Genomic DNA, 20,696 nt, shown 5'->3' with positions numbered 1-20,696 from the left:
TGGGCCCCGGGGCCTGGGGGAGGACGAGGGTCGTCGCTCCCCGATCCGGAAGGGAATGGAGAATGGCTTCGCAAGGCGTCGGATCGATCGGCGGCGGATTCGCGCCATCGGCCCTTGAGAGTGTCGACCGAATGTATCCAATCCGCCAGGGATTGTCTACAATCTTAAATTGGCACTGGCATCAATTTTTGGATCTCGCCCCAACCCACCGCAAGGCAGCGAGTTGCGGCATCGCCCGCGATCGCCGGCGGCCTGCGAAGGCCGCAAACTCGGCTCGGACGGCAATTTCATTGTCGACACGGAAAACCCGATTGTCTACAATCGGCCGGCGTCGGGCCTCCCCGGCCGCCCTCCTCGACCGAAACGATCGACTCCCGGCCCACCGGCGTTCGAGCGAGATTCACCATGCCCCACGACCGGACCCGTTTCGCGTTCCTGGCGGCGGCCCTCGTCGCCCTGATGCCGGGCCCCCTCCCGGCGCAGCCGGCGGCGGACTTCGAGGCGTTCGAGAAGGAGGTCCGCCCCCTCCTGATCGAGCAGTGCGCGAAGTGCCACGGCGCCGAGAAGCAGAAGGCGGGATTCCGGGTCGACTCCCGGCAGTCCATGCTGGACGGCGGGGATTCCGGCCCCGCGGTCGTCGCGGGCAAGCCCGGCGAGAGCCTGCTGATCGAGGCGGTCCGCCAGGACGGCGACCTCAAGATGCCCCCGGACCGCAAGCTCTCCCCCGATCAGATCGCCGCCCTGGAACGCTGGGTCGCGGCCGGGGCCCCCTGGCCCGCCGACCCCGCGCCGGCCGTCGATCGCCGGAAAGAAGCCTGGGCGAACCACTGGGCGTTCCGGCCGGTCGCCGACCCCCGGCCCCCCCTGCCCCGGGACGCGTCGTGGTGTCGCACCCCGGTCGACGCCTTCATCAAGCAAGGGCTGGAGGCGAAGGGGCTGGACCCGTCCCCGCCGCTGGATCGGGCCCGCCTGATCCGCCGCGTCACCTACGACCTGACCGGCCTGCCGCCGACCCCCGAGGAGGTCCGGGCGTTCGTCGCGGACGAGTCCCCGGACGCCTACGAGAAGTTGGTCGATCGGCTCCTGGCCTCGAAGCATTACGGCGAGCAATGGGCCCGGCACTGGCTGGACGTGGCCCGGTACGCGGACACCAAGGGCTACGTCTACGGCCGCGAGGAACGGTTTTTGGTCCAGGCCCCGGCCTATCGCGACTGGGTCGTGGATGCGTTCAACGCCGACCTCCCCTACGACCGCTTCCTCCTCGATCAGATCGCCGCCGACCAGGCCGAGCCCGAGAATCCGGCGGCGCAGGCGGCGATGGGCTTCCTGACCGTCGGGCGGCGGTTCCTGGGAGTGACCCACGACATCCTCGACGACCGGATCGACGTCCTCACCCGGGGCACGATGGGGATGACCGTCGCCTGCGCCCGCTGCCACGACCACAAGTACGACCCGATCCCCACGGCCGATTACTACTCCCTCTACGGCGTCTTCCAGAACTGCACCGAGCGGCTGGTCCCGGTCGCCGCGCCCGAGACGCAGGACGAGGCCTATGCAGCCTTCGAGAAGGAACTGGACAAGCGCCGCGAGGCCATGCGGAAGGGGATGGAAGCGAGCCGGGCCGAGGCCTCGAAGCGGGTCCGGGCCCGGATCCCGGCCTACCTGATGGCGCAGATGGACCTCTCGAAGATCCCCCAGGAAGGGTTCGACACCGTCCTGGGCCCGGACGACCTGAATCCCGCCTTCGTCCGGCGCTGGCAGGCCCATCTCGCCCGGGCCGCGAAGGAAGACGACCCGATCTTCCGCCCCTGGCGACGCTTCTCGGCCCTGCCCGCCGCCGAGTTCGCCGACCGGGCGAAGCCGGAAACCGAGGCCCTGACCCGGGCCGATGCGCCACCCCTCAACCGGAAGGTCGCCGAGGCATTCGCGACCCCGCCCGCATCGCTCCAGGAGGTCGCCGACCGCTACGGCAAGCTGTTCGCGGAGGTCGATCGGCCCGAGAGCCTGCCCGACCCCGATGCCGAGGCGCTCCGGCAGGTCCTGTACGCGGACCGGGGCCCGTGCGTCGTCCCGGACGAACCCATCGTGACGACCGAGTGGTTCTTCGATTCGGGCACCGTGGTCGCGATGTGGAAGCTCCAGGGGGAAGTCGACCGCTGGTTGATCCAGTCCCCGAAGGCCCCGCCCTACGGGGTGGCCCTGGTCGATCGCGACGAGATCCGCGAGGCTCGCATCTTCAAGCGCGGCAGCCCGGCCAATCGCGGCGACGAGGTGCCCCGCCGGTTCCTCCAGGCCATCGCCGGGCCGGACCGGAAGCCGTTCGCCCAGGGGAGCGGACGCCTGGAACTGGCCCGCGCGATCGTCGACCCGTCCAACCCGCTGACGGCGCGGGTCTGGGTCAACCGGATCTGGATGCACCACTTCGGCGCGGGTCTGGTCCGGACCCCGAGCGACTTCGGCATCCGCGCCGAGGCGCCCAGCCACCCCGAACTCCTCGACTGGCTCGCCCGCCGCCTGGTGGATGGCGGTTGGAGCACCAAGGCGATCCACCGCCTGATCCTCCTCTCGGCCGCCTACCAGCAACAGTCGAGCCTGCCCGAAGACGCCGCGATCCGCGAGCGGGCGTCGAAGGTCGACCCGGAGAACCGGCTCCTCTGGCGGATGAATCCGCATCGCCTGACGTTCGAGGAGGCCCGGGACACCCTCCTGGCCGTCACCGGGGAGATCGACCTCCGCCTCGGCGGGCGGCCGTCGGAGCTGTTCCCCGCCACCGGCACCAACCCCCGCCGCTCGCTCTACGGGACGGTGGACCGCCAGTTCCTGCCCAGCGTCTTCCGCGCCTTCGACTTCGCCAACCCGGACCTCCACATCCCGGCGCGGAGCGAGACGACCGTCCCCCAGCAGGCGCTGTTCGCGATGAACCACCCGTTCGTCGCCGACCGCGCCCGGGCCCTGGCGAAACGGCTGCCCGCCGACGATCCCGACCGGGCCATCCGGGACCTCTTCCAGGCGGCCTACCAGCGGGATCCGACCGACGTGGAGCGTCGGGCCGCGCTCGACTTCCTGGCCCAGCCCGCGGACGAGTCGGCCGAGCCCGTCCGGCCCGAGACCCTGGCCTGGCAGTACGGCTATGGCGCGGTCGACCCGGCGAAGGGGCCGGCCGGCGAGTTCCTCCGCCTGCCCCACTTCAACGGCTCGGCCTGGGGCGGCGGGGAACGCTGGCCCGACCCCAAGCTCGGCTGGGTCCAGATCACCGCGCAGGGGGGCCACCCCGGCGACGACCACAAGCACGCCACGATCCGCCGCTGGGTCGCCCCGAAGGCCGGCCGGGTGGAGGTCCATTCGACCCTGGTCCATGCCGAGGCGACCGGAGACGGCGTCCGGGGCTGGCTCGTTTCGAGCCGGCAGGGCGTCCTCAAGTCGGCCCCGGTCCACAACGGACGGGAAGACTTCAACGCCGACTCGATCGCGGTCGAGCCCGGCGATACGATCGACTTCGTCGTGGACATCCGCGACGGCCTGAACAGCGACCAGCACACCTGGACCGCGACGGTCCGCGAACTCGGCGACCACGCCGCCCCGACCACCTGGGATTCGGCCCGCGACTTCTCCGGGCCGCCCCGCCGCCAGCTCGAACCCTGGGAGCAACTGGCCCAGGTGGTCCTGATGGCGAATGAATTGATGTTCGTCGACTGATCCGACCGGGAGGGAGGGAGCGACCATGCCGCACGACCCGTCGATGATCAACCGCAGGGCCCTGCTGCAACGCTCGGCCTTGGGCCTGGGGGCGCTCGGCCTCGGCGACCTGTTCGGCCGCGAGGGGGCGCTCGCGTCCACGCCTTCGGGGATCCCGTCGGGTGATGCCCTGGCCCCGAGGCCGCCCCACTTCCCGGGCAAGGCCAAACGGGTCATCCACTTCTTCCTGAACGGCGGCCCCAGCCAGGTCGATACGTTCGACCCGAAGCCGGCCCTCCTGAAGTACGCCGGCCAGCCCGCCCCGGAGAGCCTGACCACCGAGCGCAAGACCGGCGCCGCGTTCCCCTCCCCGTTCAAGTTCCAGAAATATGGGCAGAGCGGCATCGAGGTGAGCGAGCTGTTCGCCAAGACGGCGCAGCACATCGACGACATCGCGGTGATCCGCTCGATGGTCGCCCAGGTGCCCAACCATGAGCCGTCGCTGATGCTCATGAACTGCGGGGACTCGGTGCTGTCCCGGCCCAGCGTGGGCTCGTGGGTCATGTACGGGCTGGGCACGGAGAACCAGAACCTCCCCGGCTTCGTGGCGATGTGCCCCGGCGGGATGCCGATCAAGGATTCCGACAACTGGCAGTCCGGCTTCCTGCCGGGGGCGTTCCAGGGCACGTTCATCGATCCCCAGAACACGGAGATCGACAAGCTCATCGAGAACATCCGCAGCCCGCACGCGTCGAAGGCCGTCCAGCGGAAGCAGCTCGATCTCCTGCAAGCCTTCAACGCCAGGCACCGCGAGCCCCGCGCCGATGCCCGGCTCGACGCCCGGATCCAGTCGTTCGAGATGGCCTTCCGGATGCAGATGGAGGCCGCCGACGCCTTCGACATCAACCGCGAGCCCCAGGCGATCCGGGATCTGTACGGCGACGGCGTCCACGGCCGGCAGACCCTGATCGCCCGCCGGCTCCTGGAACGCGGCGTCCGCTACGTCCAGCTCTGGCACGGCGCCGGGCAGCCCTGGGACAACCACGCCCAGATCGAGCAGAACCACCGCGCTCTGGCCGCCCAGATCGACACGCCGATCGCCGCCCTGCTGACCGACCTCAAGCAAAGGGGGATGCTCGAAGACACCCTGGTGATCTGGGGCGGAGAGTTCGGCCGCACCCCCACCGTGGAACTCGACGGCAACGGCAAGGCCGCCCTCGGCCGCGACCACAACCACTACGGGTTCAGCGTCTGGATGGCCGGCGGCGGCGTGAAGGGCGGCACGATCCACGGCGCCACCGACGACTTCGGCTTCAAGGCCGTGCAGGACCCGGTCACCGTCCACGACTTCCACGCCACGATCCTCCACCTGCTCGGCTTCGACCACGAGCGGCTGACCTACCGCTACGCCGGCCGCGACTTCCGCCTCACCGACGTCCACGGGCAGGTCGTCCGATCGATCGTGGCCTGAACCCTCGTCGCATCCCCTCGGGAATCCGCCCCGCATGACACGATCCGTCGTCCGCCCCGATCGGCTCGACCTCGACTCCCCCGGCCGCCGCGACTACTGGGTCGCCCTGGAACACGACAGCATCTGGGGCGACCACCTGATCCCGCTCACCGTCTGGGTCGGCCCCGAGGCCGAGCCCGGCCGGGGGCTCGTCGCCTTCGGGTCGAACCACGGCAACGAGTACGAGGGGCCGGTCGCCCTCAAGCACCTGATCCGCGAGATCAAGACGGAGGACGTCCGGGGCCGGATCATCCTGATCCCCGTGCTCAACGCCCCCGCCTTCCGCTCGGGCACCCGCGAGAGCCGCGACGACGACGGGGTGAACCTCAACCGGGCGTTCGTGGACGGGGCCGGCGTCACCCCGGCGCTGGGCGGCATCACCCACCGGATCGCCGCATTCGTCCGGTCGCACATCTGGCCCCGGGTCCACACGGTGCTGGACCTCCACTCCGGGGGCGACGTGGCCCGGTTCGCCCTCTGCGCCAGCTATCACCCGCTCGACGACCCCGAGCAATCCCGGCAGGTCGAGGAGACCGCCCGCTGGTTCGGGACGCCCTGCCTGATGGTCTACCAGAACGCCACGCCCGGCCTCCTGCCCAGCGAGGCCGAGCGTTTGGGCAAGATCACCGTCGGGACGGAACTCGGCTGGGGACGGGCCGTGAACGTCGACGGCGTCCGGTTCGGCCGGCACGGCGTCCTCGCGGCGGCGATCCACCAGGGGCAGCTCCGCGGGGAGATCGAGCCGATCGGCCACCACCGCGACGGTACCCAGCGCACCCTGGAGATGGTCGATCGCGACTGTTTCACGGTGGCCCCCTTCGACGGCCACTATGAGCCCCTGCTAGAATGCGGCGCGGCCGTCCGGCGCGGCGAGGCCGTCGGCCTGCTGCACGACTTCGACCACATCGACATGGACCCCTGGCCCGTCGTCGCCGGCGTCGACGGGGTGGTCCTCGCGCAGGCGTGGGCCGCCCCGGTCCCGCGCGGCCAGCACATCGTCGTGGTCGGCCGCGTCCTCCCCTCCTGACCCGGTGGCCCCCCGGCACGGACCGCCAACCGCCCTGGAAGCCCGCATGAAAATCACCGAGATCGTCTGCCAGATCCTCCGCATCAAGAACGTCGAGGCCAAGACGGCCAGCAGCCAGGACTCGGTCCTGATCCGCGTCCGGACCGACACCGGCCTGGAAGGGATCGGCGAGGCCGACTCCTCCCCGGAGATGGTCAAGGCGGTCATCGACGCCCCGTTCAGCCACAACATCGCCGCCGGCCTCCGGTCCATCCTGGTCGGGGAGAACCCGCTGGAGACCGAGCGCCTCTGGCAGAAGATGTACCGGCGGACGATGTACTGCGGCCGGAGGTCGACCACCATCACCGCGATGGCGGCCATCGACATGGCCCTGTGGGACCTCAAGGGGAAGCACTTCGGCGAGCCGATCCACCGCCTGCTCGGCGGCAAGCTCCACGACCGCTTCCCGGCCTATGCGTCGATCCTGTTCGGCCGCGACGGGGCCGAGACCGCCGACATCGGCCGCCGCTGGCGCGAGGCCGGCTACCGCGCCGTGAAGTTCGGCTGGGAGCCGATGGGCCAGAGCGAAGCGGTCGACCTCGACCTCGTCCGGGGCGCCCGCAAGGGGCTGGGCGACGACGCCACCCTGCTGATCGACGCCGGCTGCGTGTGGGATGCCCGCACCGCGCTGGACCGGGCCAAGTCGTTCGCCGACTCCCGGATCGGCTGGCTCGAAGAACCGCTCGGCCCCGACGACTACGAGGGCTACCGCTGGCTCCGCGACCGCTCGCCGGTGCCGATCGCCTCGGGCGAGGAGGAATGCGGCCGGCAGTCGTTCCGCCCCCTGATCGACGGCCGCTGCCTGGACGTCTACCAGGTCGACCTCTCGCGCAACGGGTTCACGGACTCGGCCTACATCCGCCAGAGGGTCGAGGAGATCGGCGCCCGGCTCTGCAACCACTGCTACACCAGCCCGGTCACGGCCGCCGCCAGCCTCCACTGGCTGAGCACCTGCAAGGATGCCTTCCTGTTCGAGGATTGCGTGGAAGATTCGCCGCTCCGCCACGACCTGACCGTGGAGAAGATCCAGGCCATCGACGGCTGGATCGCCGTGCCCGACCGCCCCGGGCTCGGGGTCACGCTCGACGAGGACTTCGTCGCGTCGGTCCTCATCGACGAGTCGCGCTGATGGGCGTCGCCGACGCGGAGTTCGGGGCCGGGGCGCCGACGCGGGTCCGCTACCGGGTGCTGGGCTTCGCCTGCACCCTGTCGATGATCACGTATCTCGACCGTGCCTGCTTCGGCGCGGCGGCCCCGTCGATCGCGAGCGACCTGGGCCTGGCGGACGTCTCGCAGCTCAAGTGGGCGATCACCTGCTTCGCGATCGCCTACGCGGCCTTCGAGATCCCGGCCGGGGCCCTGGGCGACCGCCTCGGCCCGCGCCGGATGCTGATCCGGATCGTGGCCTGGTGGTCGGTCTGCACGGCCCTGACCGCCCTGGTCGGCCTCCGCGTGGGCGGGACGCTGGTGGGCGGGCTGGGCGCCCTGATCGTGCTCCGGTTCCTGTTCGGGGCCGGCGAGGCGGGGGCCTATCCCAACATCACCCGGGCACTCTACAACTGGATCCCGGCCCGGGACTGGGAGATGTCCCAGGGCCTGGTCTTCATGTCGGGCCGGTTGATGGGGGGGCTCACCCCGCTGGTCTGGGCCATCCTGGTCGGCGGGACGGCCACCTCCGCCCCGCTCATGGGCTGGCGGACGGCGTTCGTCCTGTTCGGGCTGATCGGCCTGGCCTGGACCGTCGCCTTCGCCGCCTTCTTTCGCGACCGGCCCGAGGATCACCCCGGGGTCAACCCGGCCGAGCGCAAGCTGATCGGCTCCGAGGGCAAGGGCTCGCACGGCCATGCGTCGGGCGTCCCCTGGCGGGCGTTGCTCCGCAGCCGCAGCCTGTGGGCGCTCTGCCTGATGTACTTCCTGGTCAACTACGCCTGGGCCTTCAACCTGACCTACCTGCCCACCTACCTCCAGGAACGGTTCGCGATCGCCCCGGGCGACAAGGTCGGCGCCATCTACAAGGGGGCGCCCCTGTGGGTCGGCGCCGCCGGCTGCTTCCTGGGCGGCCTCTGCGTCAACGGCCTGGCCCGGCTCCTGGGGGATCGCCGTCGCGCCCGGCGGACGCTGGCCATCACCACGCTGGGCACCGGGGCGCTCTGCTGGTGGGGGGCCCTGCACGCCACGGACGTCCACACCTTCTGCCTCCTGATCTCGCTGGCCGCCTTCGGGATCGACCTCACCCTCGGCTCGGCCTGGGCCACCTGCCAGGACCTCGGCCGCGAGCACGCCGCGGTGACGGCCGCCTGCATGAACACGATCGGCACCCTGGGGACCGCCCTCGCCGGCTGGCTGACCGGCTCCCTGGTCGAACGCTCCCTGGCCGCCCGCGCGATCTCCGAAGGGACGATCTCCGCCGCCGGGCGGCGTCTGGCCGTGCTCTCGGGATACGAGTCGGCCTTCGCCACCTACATCGCCGCCTTCCTCCTGGCCGCCCTCTGCTGGGCCCTCATCGATCCGTCCCGGCCGATCGCCTCGGGGGAACTTCCGCCCCCCGACCCCGCGGATGCCTGAATCCCGGGGCCGATCCGGTTTCCGGGACAAATTTTGCCGATTCGGGGAGAAACTGTGCTGAAGCCGCCCCCTCGATCCTGAATATATCGGTCGGAGACCCCACCCGACCGACAGGCACCGATCGAGGACGACGCCGATGCCCGCCACCCCCGCGCAGATCGAGGCCAACCGCAAGAACGCCCTCAAGAGCACCGGGCCGGTGACGGAGGAGGGGAAGGCCCGCTCGCGGGCCAACGCGCTGAAGCACGGCATGACCGGCGCCGGGATCGTGCTCCCCAAGGAGGACGCCGCCGAGGTCGAGCGCCTCACCGACGCCTTCCGCGCCGAGTTGAAGCCCGAGGGGGAGGTGGGCGCGGCCCTGGTCCGCCGGATGGCCGTGCACGTCGTCCGGATGGACCGCGCGGTCGTGCAGGAATCCGCCGCCCTGTCCACCCACGTCCGGGAGGCCAAGGAAACCTTCATGGCGTCGTCGGACCGCTACGCCGACAACGCGCGGACGCTCCGCAACGAGGCGGCCAACCGGGCGTTGTTCGACGCGTCGAAGGAGGCGACCCTGGCGCGGAAGTACGAGGCCGCGTCGGAACGGGCCTTCCACCGTGCCCTCAATGAGTTGCGGCGGATGCGGGCCGAGGCCGAGCGCACCGCCGTCGCGACGGCCCTGGCCCCGGCCGCCGTCGCGAAGACGCCCACCGAAGCGTCGGCCCCGTCTCGGAAATCGGGTTCGTTTTTCCCGGCGGCGCCCGCGACCGTCGAGGACGGCCCGGAACCGGTGCCGGCCCCCGCCCTGCACCGGGCCTTCGCCCTGACCTCGACCTTCCTGGGCCTGGAATCCGACACCGCCGCCCGTTGCGACATCCCGATGGCGATCGGCCGGGCCCGCTGACCGGCGGTCGCGACCCGATCTCGGGGATGGGGCGTCCGGATCCGGCCTCCCCCTGGAAACCGCGCGCACGGCATGGTCCAATCTGCGCCGGCCCCGGCGGTTGATCACGGGCCGTCGGGGGTGACTGATGATGATGACGCTGATGATGTGCGCGATGACGCTCGCGATCCCGCCCGCAGCGACGGCCGACGACGGCCGTCCGGACGTGGTCTTCGCCGACTTCGAGGGCGAAACCTACGGCGATTGGAAGGCGGCCGGCACGGCGTTCGGAGACGGCCCGGCGCGGGGCACGCAGCCCGGTCAGATGCGCGTCTCCGGATTCCGGGGCGACGGCCTCGTCAATACGTTCCGGGGCGGGGATCGGGCGACCGGGACGCTCACCTCGCCGGAGTTCCGCATCGATCGGAACCACGTCGCGTTCCTGATCGGCGGCGGGGGCTTCCCCGGCAAGACCTGCCTCAACCTCCTCATCGACGGCAAGGTGGCCCGCACCGCGACCGGGCCGAACACCGAGCCCGGCGGCGATGAGGGGCTGGAGCCCGGGGCCTGGGACGTGGCCGAGTTCGCGGGCAGGACGGCCCGGCTCCAGATCGTGGACGACGCGACCGGCGGCTGGGGCCACATCAACGTCGACCACATCGTCTTCACCGACGCGAGGCCGCAGGTCGCGTCGGACGCGGCGCGGGAGGTCGTGCTCTCCGGCCGCTTCCTCCACTTCCCGGTCAAGACCGGCGGTCCGAAGCGCAAGGTGACCGTCGCCGTCGACGGCCGCGTGGAGCGGTCGTTCGACATCGAGCTGGCCGACGCCGGGGCCGACTGGTGGGCCCCGCTCGACGTGTCCGCCTGGAAGGGGAAAGCCGCGACCATCCGCGCGGGGAAGCTCCCGGCCGGTTCGACCGGGCTGGCCTCGATCGATCAGGGCGACGACCTCAAGGGGGCCGAGGACCTGTACCGCGAGCCGCTCCGGCCGCTGATCCACTTCAGCGCCCGGCGGGGCTGGCTGAACGACCCGAACGGACTGGTGTTCGCCGACGGCGTCTACCACCTGTTCTTCCAGCACAACCCGTATGGCTGGGCCTGGGGCAACATGCACTGGGGCCACGCCGTCAGCACCGACCTCGTCCACTGGGAGGAGCGCGGCGAAGCCCTTTACCCGGACGCGATGGGGACGATGTTCTCCGGCTCGGCCGTCGTCGATCGGGCGAACACCAGCGGACTCGGCCGGGACGGCAAGCCCCCGCTGGTGCTGCTCTACACCGCCGCCGGCAACCCGACCGTGCAGGGGCTGGCATCGAGCACCGACGGCGGGCGGACGTTCGCGAAGTTCGCCGGCAACCCGGTCGTCGGCCAGATCACCGACGGGAACCGCGACCCCAAGGTGATCTGGCACGCCCCGACCGGCCGTTGGGTGATGGCCCTCTACGTCGGCCTGCCCGGCCCGCCGAAGGACGGCAAGGCGACGACCGACCACACCATCCACTTCCTCGCGTCGCCCGACCTCAAGCACTGGGAAGTCACCGGGAAAGTGAGCGGCTATTTCGAGTGCCCGGACCTGTTCGAACTGCCGGTGGACGGCGACCCGGCGCGGGCGAGGTGGGTCCTGACCGCGGCGAGCGGCGAGTATTCCGTCGGCACCTTCGACAGCCGGACCTTCAAGCCCGAGACGCCGAAGCTCCCGGGGCATCATGGCCGGGGGTTCTACGCGGCGCAGACCTTCAGCGACATCCCGGACTCGGACGGCCGGCGGATCCAGGTCGGGTGGCTCCAGGCCCCGAGCCCCGGCATGCCGTTCAACCAGGCGATGAGCGTGCCCCACGAGTTGAAGCTGGCGGGCACGCCCGACGGCCCCCGGCTGGTCCGGGCCCCGGTCAAGGAGTTGGAGACGCTCCGCGAGGCGGGCGTATCGGCCGGGCCGGCGACGCTCGAACCCGGCGGCCCGAACCCGCTGGCGTCCGCGAAGGGGGATGCCCTCGACATCGTCGCGACCTTCGAGCCGGGGTCGGCCCGCGAGGTGATCTTCACCGTGCGCGGGGTGCCCGTGGCCTACGACGCGGCGAAGGGGGAACTGGTCGTCAACGGCGTCCGGGCCCCGGCCCCGCCCCGCGACGGGCGGGTGGACCTCCGGATCCTGGCCGACCGGACCGCCTTCGAGGTGTTCGCGGCCGGCGGCCTGGCCTACGTGCCCCTGCCGGTGATCCCGAAGGCGGAGGACACGTCGGTCGTCGTCTCGGCGGTCGGCGGCCCGGTCGAATTCGCGGAGCTGACCGCCTATCCGTTGCGCTCGGCGTGGGAACCCGGGAGATGACGGCGAGTCCTCCGATTGGGGGACGCCGGGCATCCCGGCCGCCCTTCCCGATGGTCGGGGATGTCGGGATGGCCGGCCCGCCGAATTGTGCCGAATCGGCCCTCAAAGCCGAATATGAGGATACCCTTCACCTGCACCCAAGACGGATCCACACCCTGAACAAGCAATGCGCCCCATGCCCATCCTCGGGACCCGCGCCGGGACCGCCCGGCTCGCCCTGTTCCTGGCGACGGCCTTTCTGCTCGCCCGGCCGGCGAGCGGCCGGGAATTCTGGCACGTCCAGACCCGGGCCTGCCCGCAGGTGATGGGGACCGACCCCTGGCCGACGCTGCGTGCCTCGCGGCTCGAAGCCGGGGGATGCATGGCGAGGCGGGATCCGTCCGAACTCCTGGGCCTGGCAGGAACCCGGCCCGTCGTCATCCTCGTCCACGGCAGCTACTACAACGCCGACCAGGCCGTCGCCGAAGGAGATCGCATCCGCGGCGATCTCGCGACCTACGGAGCCCTCGCGCCCGACGCGGTGGTCGTCGCCTTCGACTGGCCGAGCCAGCGCATCTATCCCAATCTGATCAAGGACGCCAACGAGAAGGCCAGGCGGGCCGCCGTCGCGGGCTATCACCTGGCCCGGTTCCTCCAGGCGTTCCCGACCGGCGGCCGGGTCTCCCTGATCGGGCAGAGCCACGGCGGATACGCCGTGCTCTCGGCCCTGCACCTGCTGGGCGGCGGATCCCTGGATGACGGGTGCGACCCGTGCCGCCCCTCCGTGCTGCCGGAATGCCCCCCGGCCCTCCGGCTTCGCGCGGTCGTCATCGAGCCCGCCTGCGATCGCCAGTGGCTCGACCCGGGCGAACGGCTCGGCCATGCCTTGCCCGCAGTCGAGGGCGTGCTGTGCCTCTACAACAAGCTCGACCCGGTGCTGGTCGTCCACCCCTTCGGCAAGTATTCCGACCACCATCGTGCCCTGGGCAAGACCGGCCTGGGCCGAAGCCAAACGGAGCGGCTCGGGCCGATGGCGTCGCGATACCGCGAGCGGGGCATCGGGTCCCTGATCGGGGCGAAGCACACGTTCGGCGGGGCGACGGCCAACCCGGTCGTCGCGACCTGGATCGCCCCCTACGCCTGGGCCGTCTGCCGACCTGCTGCCGCCCAATCCTGAGGATGGGATAGGCTCGCGGCATCCCGGCCGGGCAACGAAAAGGGCCCGCCACGACCAAAAGTCGAGGCGGGCCTTCTTGAAGTCGGGAAACCAGGATTCGAATCCGCCTTCCAATCCCGACTTAACCTGTTTCCAATAAACGATTTTCACCAACAGGCCATCTCCCACCCCAGACTGGCGACCAACGCCGATGCGGCGTCATGATGCGATCATCTGGCATCGCATCGTGCAACACAGAGGTGCTATTGAGGTACCCGCCCCGTCGGACACAGGGATCAACAAAGATGCCACGACGCGTGGACTGATCCAAGTCCGCCGAACCGGGGCGTTTCAACCCACGCCCCTGCGTGAGGGGCGACGACCCCGAGTTGGCCTGCTTCAACGACCACAAGACGTTTCAACCCACGCCCCTGCGTGAGGGGCGACTCTGACCGAGGAGTACACCCGGGCCGATTCGTCGGTTTCAACCCACGCCCCTGCGTGAGGGGCGACGATCCATCTCCCCCGCCCGCCCCTGGTCTCGGTCGTTTCAACCCACGCCCCTGCGTGAGGGGCGACCGAGGAGGCCGGGATCTCCCCGGATCGCGTGAAGTTTCAACCCACGCCCCTGCGTGAGGGGCGACGGGAGGGCGGGCCAGCCCCATCCTGCCAATCCTGGTTTCAACCCACGCCCCTGCGTGAGGGGCGACGCCCACCCCGCCCTGGCCGGGGCGACCGTCGTCTGTTTCAACCCACGCCCCTGCGTGAGGGGCGACGCCCCTGATGTGGCTGGTCCTCATGCCGCTCATCGAGTTTCAACCCACGCCCCTGCGTGAGGGGCGACCCAGATCATCGCGACGATCGAGATGGGCAAGGTGTTTCAACCCACGCCCCTGCGTGAGGGGCGACAAGACATCCGCAAGGCCGTGGTGGTCACGCCGGGCGAGTTTCAACCCACGCCCCTGCGTGAGGGGCGACGCCGTTATCGCACCAGCCGCGCTGGGCACACAGGTTTCAACCCACGCCCCTGCGTGAGGGGCGACTACGGCGATTCCTTCATCCCCGGATGGCCCACCGCTTCAACCCACGCCCCTGCGTGAGGGGCGACCGACGTAGGGCATCTTCTCGATGACCATGTGCATGTTTCAACCCACGCCCCTGCGTGAGGGGCGACGTTCGACGACGGGTACGAGGTGGTGACACTCCTGGGCGTTTCAACCCACGCCCCTGCGTGAGGGGCGACTGAGGGACGCGGCTTCGATCACGTTGTCCTTGAGGTTTCAACCCACGCCCCTGCGTGAGGGGCGACCAGCTCGGCATCCTCGCTCGGGTCATAGTCGGGACCGTTTCAACCCACGCCCCTGCGTGAGGGGCGACTGATCGGGCGGCGGGCATTGCCGGGGGCGGGAGTCGTTTCAACCCACGCCCCTGCGTGAGGGGCGACCCCACGGCTCGGCCTCCTGGGGCATGCGGAGAGGTTTCAACCCACGCCCCTGCGTGAGGGGCGACGGCGCCCCCAAGACCACCATCGGCAAGGTCGAGTCGTTTCAACCCACGCCCCTGCGTGAGGGGCGACACCTGGTCCCGGGTCGCCGCGAAGCCGCCCCGGATGTTTCAACCCACGCCCCTGCGTGAGGGGCGACCGCGGTGGGGTTCATCGTCGGGCCTCATTCCCGGGGTTTCAACCCACGCCCCTGCGTGAGGGGCGACAGACGGCCCCCCGGACGATGTCGCTCCAATCCTCGTTTCAACCCACGCCCCTGCGTGAGGGGCGACAGGCGGGCGAGGGCCCCGACCACAGGCTGCCCTCGTTTCAACCCACGCCCCTGCGTGAGGGGCGACACGTCGGGCGTGACCCGCCGCGTCCTGTCCAACATGTTTCAACCCACGCCCCTGCGTGAGGGGCGACGGGATGGGAGGGTTGGCGCGTGGAACACGACCCGTTTCAACCCACGCCCCTGCGTGAGGGGCGACGACGACCAAGGTCCTGGACCAGGGCGTCCGCAAGTTTCAACCCACGCCCCTGCGTGAGGGGCGACTGCTCGTCGCGGTTCCATTCCTGGGCCCGGACGTAGTTTCAACCCACGCCCCTGCGTGAGGGGCGACCAGAGCGAACTTGGCTTCCACGTCCGACCTGTAGGTTTCAACCCACGCCCCTGCGTGAGGGGCGACCCATCTTCTCGTCATGGTCCGGGCCGGTGACCAGGTTTCAACCCACGCCCCTGCGTGAGGGGCGACAGGATCACCGCTGATGACTGCCAGCGTCATAACCGGTTTCAACCCACGCCCCTGCGTGAGGGGCGACGAGGCGTCCCGGGCGGAATCGAGGTCGAGAACTTGTTTCAACCCACGCCCCTGCGTGAGGGGCGACACCCACCCGGGGGCGGGGCGCAGCTTCGATAGAGGTTTCAACCCACGCCCCTGCGTGAGGGGCGACGGCCCTCCTCCTGGCCGGGGGAGACCGACAGGCCGTTTCAACCCACGCCCCTGCGTGAGGGGCGATCCCCGGAGCGGATTGGCCGGATCGCGGGGGTTCGGGTTTCAACCCACGCCCCTGCGTGAGGGGCGACTCCATGTCGACGCCCTGGCGTGGGGCGTACTGGATGTTTCAACCCACGCCCCTGCGTGAGGGGCGACTCAACTCCGGGCCGAGCCTGGACGGCAACCCGTCGTTTCAACCCACGCCCCTGCGTGAGGGGCGACCGAGGACAGCCGCAACTGGCTCAAGCATAGCAACGTTTCAACCCACGCCCCTGCGTGAGGGGCGACGGAAGGGCGGCGCTTTTACCCGTTCCTGATACGGTTTCAACCCACGCCCCTGCGTGAGGGGCGACTCTCGCTGGCTCCGCTCGACATCGCCCGGGTCGGGTTTCAACCCACGCCCCTGCGTGAGGGGCGACCGGATTGACGATCGTTCGGCGTTTCATGGCATCTCGTTTCAACCCACGCCCCTGCGTGAGGGGCGACCGGGTGCCGGTCGATCACGGCCGGCGGGCAGGGGTTTCAACCCACGCCCCTGCGTGAGGGGCGACGAGTCGTTCGGCCAAGCCGTCCTCGCACCGGTCGGGTTTCAACCCACGCCCCTGCGTGAGGGGCGACGGGGGACCAACTATCCGAAGGCTTTGGAGCTGTTTCAACCCACGCCCCTGCGTGAGGGGCGACTGCCGACTCGACTTCATCCGGGCCGAGATGCGGTTTCAACCCACGCCCCTGCGTGAGGGGCGACGCAGGCGGGACGCCGACGCCGAGGCTTTGGAGCTGTTTCAACCCACGCCCCTGCGTGAGGGGCGACTGCCGACTCGACTTCATCCGGGCCGAGATGCGGTTTCAACCCACGCCCCTGCGTGAGGGGCGACGCCAACGCCAAGGCCCTGGAGTCGCTGACCGCCCAGTTTCAACCCACGCCCCTGCGTGAGGGGCGATCAATGGGGGCGGCATGGATCGCGGCGGAGCGGGGAATGTTTCAACCCACGCCCCTGCGTGAGGGGCGACAATCCTCGGAGGGGGCGATCGACAGGAGGGAGGCGTTTCAACCCACGCCCCTGCGTGAGGGGCGACGCTGCGTGCCGGCCTGGGGCGTGGCCGACCAGATGTTTCAACCCACGCCCCTGCGTGAGGGGCGACGGGCATCCGTTCCGCCCAGCGCGGCGACCACGGCGGGTTTCAACCCACGCCCCTGCGTGAGGGGCGACGTGCCGGTGGTCAACTCCCCGATCTTCCAATCGGTTTCAACCCACGCCCCTGCGTGAGGGGCGACGTGTTGACGTTGATGATCGCCGAGACCTGCCCCGTTTCAACCCACGCCCCTGCGTGAGGGGCGACTCCATCGGCTGCCGCTGCATCAGCCACCCCACGGCGTTTCAACCCACGCCCCTGCGTGAGGGGCGACTCGGATACGAACTCGCCGCCTTCATCGCACCAAAGTTTCAACCCACGCCCCTGCGTGAGGGGCGACGGGGCCCGACCTGGATGGCCTCGATCATGTCGCCATGTTTCAACCCACGCCCCTGCGTGAGGGGCGACATAGCGACCTGACCGGGATGGCGAAGGTGGGCCCGTTTCAACCCACGCCCCTGCGTGAGGGGCGACGTGCCCTCGGGCCCGACGGCCGCAACCGGCATGGGTTTCAACCCACGCCCCTGCGTGAGGGGCGACGCACATAATCGTCATCCGCCAAATGCGGGATGCAGTTTCAACCCACGCCCCTGCGTGAGGGGCGACGTCGGGCGTGACCCGACGCGTCGCGTCCAGCATGTTTCAACCCACGCCCCTGCGTGAGGGGCGACGGACCGCGAGGATCATGGGCCGAACGAAGGGCGCGAAGTTTCAACCCACGCCCCTGCGTGAGGGGCGACGTCCCAGCGAGAGATGGACCGCGACGCCGAGATCGTTTCAACCCACGCCCCTGCGTGAGGGGCGACGATCGTCACGGGCCGGCTGTCCGTCCGGGAGTGGTTTCAACCCACGCCCCTGCGTGAGGGGCGACTTTTGGTTTTTAGTGGGAGATGGTTGGTGCCCGGTGGTTTCAACCCACGCCCCTGCGTGAGGGGCGACGCAATAATCCGACAGATGGGAGTAGCAGGGCACGTTTCAACCCACGCCCCTGCGTGAGGGGCGACGGCCAGGTCGCGGATCTGACGCCCGTCGCAACGGTTTCAACCCACGCCCCTGCGTGAGGGGCGACATCCGCGACGTGTGCGACCAGCGCGGGATCAGGCGGTTTCAACCCACGCCCCTGCGTGAGGGGCGACCCAGGCCCGGCTCGGCCTCATCGTCATACTCGTTGTTTCAACCCACGCCCCTGCGTGAGGGGCGACCGAAGCTGGTGCTCGCGCTGGAGCGGAGCTTGATGTTTCAACCCACGCCCCTGCGTGAGGGGCGACGACGGCCCCGCTCAAGTGGGTCAAGGAGACGAAGTTTCAACCCACGCCCCTGCGTGAGGGGCGACTGGCCTTGTATTCGATGAACTTGCCGAGCTGCGCGAGTTTCAACCCACGCCCCTGCGTGAGGGGCGAACTCGATGCGTACCACTTCACCGGGACGTTGTTCTCGGTTTCAACCCACGCCCCTGCGTGAGGGGCGAACCGGATCGACGCCGACGCCCCGCCGGATCCCCCTGGTTCAACCCACGCCCCTGCGTGAGGGGCGAACTCGACGAGACGACGGCGGTCGATCGCGATTTTTGGGTTCAACCCACGCCCCTGCGTGAGGGGCGAACGCCGGGAGGGGCGTCCGAGGGTCCGGGACTAGGGGGTTCAACCCACGCCCCTGCGTGAGGGGCGAACCGGCTCGATCCTGGGCGACGACCAGCTCCCCGACGGTTCAACCCACGCCCCTGCGTGAGGGGCGAACCCCGGGATCCTAACTCGAAAATGGGCGGAGAGATAGACAGCACATTTCGCGAACCGGCTCCGTGTGAATTGCCCTGGCAAGGGTGGTCCGGGCCATGAAGAACCGAAATCGAATTGCCAAAGAGGGTTGGAAAAATCGCGAACCTCCTGGGTTTGCAATGTCCGCTGGCGGTTCGCGTCAGACGATCAGGGGGTCGTCGGGATCGAAGCCCGGGTCCACTCCATGATGCTCGACTCGGTGTTCCCAGCGGGTGCCGAGGAAGTAGAATCGCACATTGTCCGTCTTGAGGTCGATGATCTCGAGCAGGCGAGCCCGGCAGGTCTCCCACTGGGCCGGATCGACCTTCAATTCGAAGACTGAATACTGGACCCGTCGGCCATAATCTTCGCAGGCCTGGGCGACCCGTCGGAGTCGGCGCTGGCCGCCCGGGGTCGTGGTCCGGATGTCGTAGGTGACGAGCACACGCATCGGTTAGCCTCCGCGTCCGGGATCCGGGCGTTGAATCAGCCTTTCCAGAGGAACGGATAGTAGGATTCGACGTCTCCCCGGATCCAGCGCGCCATCAGCAGGGCCTGGAGGTGGAGGAGCAGCCCGATGGTCGTGGGCTCGCCCAGGACGGGATGTGTCAAGGCCTCGCGTTTTCGCTGCTGGTAGGCGGCGAGGATCGCCTTCCTCGTGGCGTCGTTCATCTCGACGGCCCCGTTCTCCTGGACCTTGAATCCGCCGGCGTCGATCTGGCGGCGATTGATCATCGAGAAGGCGAGCCGATCGGCGATCGGGGCGCGAAACTCCTCCATCAGGTCGAGGGCCAGGCTAGGCTTCCCGGATCGGTCGGCGTGGAGGAAGCCGACGCAGGAGTCGAGGCCCACGGACTCGCAGGCCGCCCGGGCGTCGTGCAACAGGAGCGTGTAGAGGAACGACAGCAGGGCGTTGATCCGATCGAGCGGGGGACGTCGTGAGCGCCCTTGGAACTGGAATGCCTCGGCGGATGCCGAAGGGCTGAGCAGGGCGTTGAACGCGCCGAAGTAATGGGTGGCCGCCTCCCCTTCCAGGCCTCGGATCTGGTCGATCGCGGAGGCGTCCCGCAGCCCCTGGACCGAGGCCGCCAACCGGCCGGCGGCGCGATCGAGGACTTCGGTCCGGCTCGCATCCCCGCCGGAGTCCCGGGCGCCCCGGAGCAGGACGGATCGAGAATTGGTGACCTTGGCGGTCGCGATCCTGCGGGACACGTCGATGGCCGACTCCGGCCGGTCGGCCAGCCGATACTGCTGACGCCTCAGGAGGACGTTGCCGTGGGAGAATCCGCGGACGCTGGCCAGGAAACGGCCCCGCTCCGTCAGGAGCGAGACCGCGACCCCACGCTCGGCGCAGGCGCCGAGCAGCGACGGCGAACACGCCACTCGCCCGAAGCAGACGATGCCTTCCAGGTTGTTCAGCGGCAATTGGGCGAGGACCTTGCCCCGGTCACGGACCTGGACGGTCTCCCCCTTCTTCCCGAGGTAGGTCCCCTGGGTCATCACGTAGAGGGTGTTCAGGTGGGTCTTCATGGGGGTGTTGGGGTCGTTCCTCGGGGGGCGCGAGCAGGGCGTCGACCGCTCGCTGGAAGTCCGGGGCGATCCGGAGCTTGCTCGCCAGCTTGGGGAGGCACAACTCGCGCAGCGAGCACCGGTCGCACTTGCGCCCGGGTTCGGCGGGAGGCGTCCGGCCGGACCGGATCAGCTCGTGGAGCCGGGCCGCGGCATCGATGGTCGTCCGGCGCAACTCCGACGTGAACTCGACCGGCGTGCGGCGTCGGAGCTTGCCGTAGAAGATCTCGCCGGACTCGACGGACCGGCCGAGCATCTCCTCCAGGCACAGTGCCTGCGCGGCGAGTTGGACGCGGTCGCAGTCGTTGGCCTTGGGCCGGCCGCGCTTGTACTCGACGGGGACGACGGCCCCGTCCAGGCCCGGGCACCAGCGGATCACGTCGGTGATGCCGAACAGCCCGAGGGCCAGGCTCCGGACGGGGAGCGAGCGGGTGGTGAGGCCCGAGGGCCGCTTCTCACGCCGCCCGCCGTGGGCCTTCTTGTGGAGGAGACTTCCCTCCGCCGTCAGGCGATTCTCCGCCCAGAGCCGCTCCACGTGGATCAGCGCGCATTGCCGATCGCAGTAGAGCAGGTGCTGGAGGGCGGAGATGGGGAGGAGTTCGGATTCCCAGTAGGCCAT

General features: G+C 69.9%; 11 protein-coding genes and 1 CRISPR repeat array. Of the genes, 8 read left to right on the top strand and 3 right to left on the bottom strand.

Annotated elements, in window-relative coordinates:
• Nucleotides 1–405 precede the first annotated feature (405 nt).
• From TA3x_RS10085 to TA3x_RS10050, 8 genes are all read left to right on the top strand, one after another.
• Complete coding sequence (locus TA3x_RS10085; RefSeq protein ID WP_435020780.1) at nucleotides 406–3,696, top strand: PSD1 and planctomycete cytochrome C domain-containing protein; 3,291 nt, start codon at nucleotides 406–408, stop codon at nucleotides 3,694–3,696.
• Between the two features lie 25 nt (nucleotides 3,697–3,721).
• Nucleotides 3,722–5,146 carry a DUF1501 domain-containing protein gene (locus TA3x_RS10080; RefSeq protein ID WP_435020778.1) on the top strand — a complete coding sequence of 475 codons (1,425 nt, stop codon included), beginning with the start codon at nucleotides 3,722–3,724 and terminating at the stop codon, nucleotides 5,144–5,146.
• A 34-nt stretch (nucleotides 5,147–5,180) separates the two neighbouring features.
• Nucleotides 5,181–6,212 (top strand): succinylglutamate desuccinylase/aspartoacylase family protein, encoded by a 1,032-nt coding sequence (locus tag TA3x_RS10075; RefSeq protein ID WP_435020776.1) that lies wholly within the window; start codon nucleotides 5,181–5,183, stop codon nucleotides 6,210–6,212.
• Nucleotides 6,213–6,258: 46 nt separating this feature from the next.
• A complete protein-coding gene (locus tag TA3x_RS10070) occupies nucleotides 6,259–7,380 on the top strand; it encodes a mandelate racemase/muconate lactonizing enzyme family protein (protein WP_435020774.1) in 1,122 nt (373 codons plus the stop codon).
• Nucleotides 7,380–8,816, top strand: a complete 1,437-nt coding sequence (locus TA3x_RS10065) for an MFS transporter (protein WP_435020772.1) — start codon at nucleotides 7,380–7,382, stop codon at nucleotides 8,814–8,816. Before TA3x_RS10070 ends, TA3x_RS10065 begins: the two co-directional genes overlap by 1 nt.
• A gap of 136 nt (nucleotides 8,817–8,952) precedes the next feature.
• Nucleotides 8,953–9,699, top strand: coding sequence for a hypothetical protein (locus TA3x_RS10060; protein ID WP_435020770.1), 747 nt, complete (start codon nucleotides 8,953–8,955; stop codon nucleotides 9,697–9,699).
• Between the two features lie 127 nt (nucleotides 9,700–9,826).
• Nucleotides 9,827–12,004 (top strand): glycoside hydrolase family 32 protein, encoded by a 2,178-nt coding sequence (locus tag TA3x_RS10055; RefSeq protein ID WP_435020769.1) that lies wholly within the window; start codon nucleotides 9,827–9,829, stop codon nucleotides 12,002–12,004.
• Nucleotides 12,005–12,179: 175 nt separating this feature from the next.
• On the top strand, nucleotides 12,180–13,160 hold the full coding sequence (locus TA3x_RS10050; RefSeq protein WP_435020767.1) for an alpha/beta hydrolase: 981 nt from the start codon (nucleotides 12,180–12,182) through the stop codon (nucleotides 13,158–13,160).
• Between the two features lie 327 nt (nucleotides 13,161–13,487).
• Nucleotides 13,488–18,490: direct repeats of the CRISPR family, unit length 32 nt; unit sequence GTTTCAACCCACGCCCCTGCGTGAGGGGCGAC.
• A 178-nt stretch (nucleotides 18,491–18,668) separates the two neighbouring features.
• On the opposite strand, the gene cas2 is transcribed toward TA3x_RS10050, so the two are convergent.
• Genes cas2 through cas4 form a run of 3 tightly spaced genes read right to left on the bottom strand, consistent with a single transcriptional unit; the run spans nucleotide 18,669 to nucleotide 20,696 of the window.
• Nucleotides 18,669–18,959 (bottom strand): CRISPR-associated endonuclease Cas2, encoded by a 291-nt coding sequence (gene cas2 / locus TA3x_RS10045; RefSeq protein ID WP_435020765.1) that lies wholly within the window; start codon nucleotides 18,957–18,959, stop codon nucleotides 18,669–18,671.
• 35 nt (nucleotides 18,960–18,994) lie between these two features.
• Nucleotides 18,995–20,038, bottom strand: coding sequence for a type I-C CRISPR-associated endonuclease Cas1c (gene cas1c / locus TA3x_RS10040; protein WP_435020763.1), 1,044 nt, complete (start codon nucleotides 20,036–20,038; stop codon nucleotides 18,995–18,997).
• Nucleotides 19,956–20,696, bottom strand: a complete 741-nt coding sequence (gene cas4 / locus TA3x_RS10035) for a CRISPR-associated protein Cas4 (protein ID WP_435020761.1) — start codon at nucleotides 20,694–20,696, stop codon at nucleotides 19,956–19,958. The genes cas1c and cas4 overlap by 83 nt, the downstream gene beginning before the upstream one ends.

Source organism: Tundrisphaera macrotermitis, assembly GCF_051175315.1.
Classification (GTDB): Bacteria; Planctomycetota; Planctomycetia; order Isosphaerales; family Isosphaeraceae; genus Tundrisphaera.
Note: the sequence above shows the minus strand (reverse complement) of the source record. Positions and strands in the feature narration are given on the sequence as shown.

Bases quoted from the DNA above. Each gene is read 5' to 3' on its own strand.
- TA3x_RS10085 (WP_435020780.1), top strand. From the start codon at position 406: ATGCCCCACGACCGGACCCGTTTCGCGTTCCTGGCGGCGGCCCTCGTC.
- TA3x_RS10080 (WP_435020778.1), top strand. From the start codon at position 3,722: ATGCCGCACGACCCGTCGATGATCAACCGCAGGGCCCTGCTGCAACGC.
- TA3x_RS10075 (WP_435020776.1), top strand. From the start codon at position 5,181: ATGACACGATCCGTCGTCCGCCCCGATCGGCTCGACCTCGACTCCCCC.
- TA3x_RS10070 (WP_435020774.1), top strand. From the start codon at position 6,259: ATGAAAATCACCGAGATCGTCTGCCAGATCCTCCGCATCAAGAACGTC.
- TA3x_RS10065 (WP_435020772.1), top strand. From the start codon at position 7,380: ATGGGCGTCGCCGACGCGGAGTTCGGGGCCGGGGCGCCGACGCGGGTC.
- TA3x_RS10060 (WP_435020770.1), top strand. From the start codon at position 8,953: ATGCCCGCCACCCCCGCGCAGATCGAGGCCAACCGCAAGAACGCCCTC.
- TA3x_RS10055 (WP_435020769.1), top strand. From the start codon at position 9,827: ATGATGATGACGCTGATGATGTGCGCGATGACGCTCGCGATCCCGCCC.
- TA3x_RS10050 (WP_435020767.1), top strand. From the start codon at position 12,180: ATGCCCATCCTCGGGACCCGCGCCGGGACCGCCCGGCTCGCCCTGTTC.
- cas2 (WP_435020765.1), bottom strand. From the start codon at position 18,959: ATGCGTGTGCTCGTCACCTACGACATCCGGACCACGACCCCGGGCGGC.
- cas1c (WP_435020763.1), bottom strand. From the start codon at position 20,038: ATGAAGACCCACCTGAACACCCTCTACGTGATGACCCAGGGGACCTAC.
- cas4 (WP_435020761.1), bottom strand. From the start codon at position 20,696: ATGGCCTACTGGGAATCCGAACTCCTCCCCATCTCCGCCCTCCAGCAC.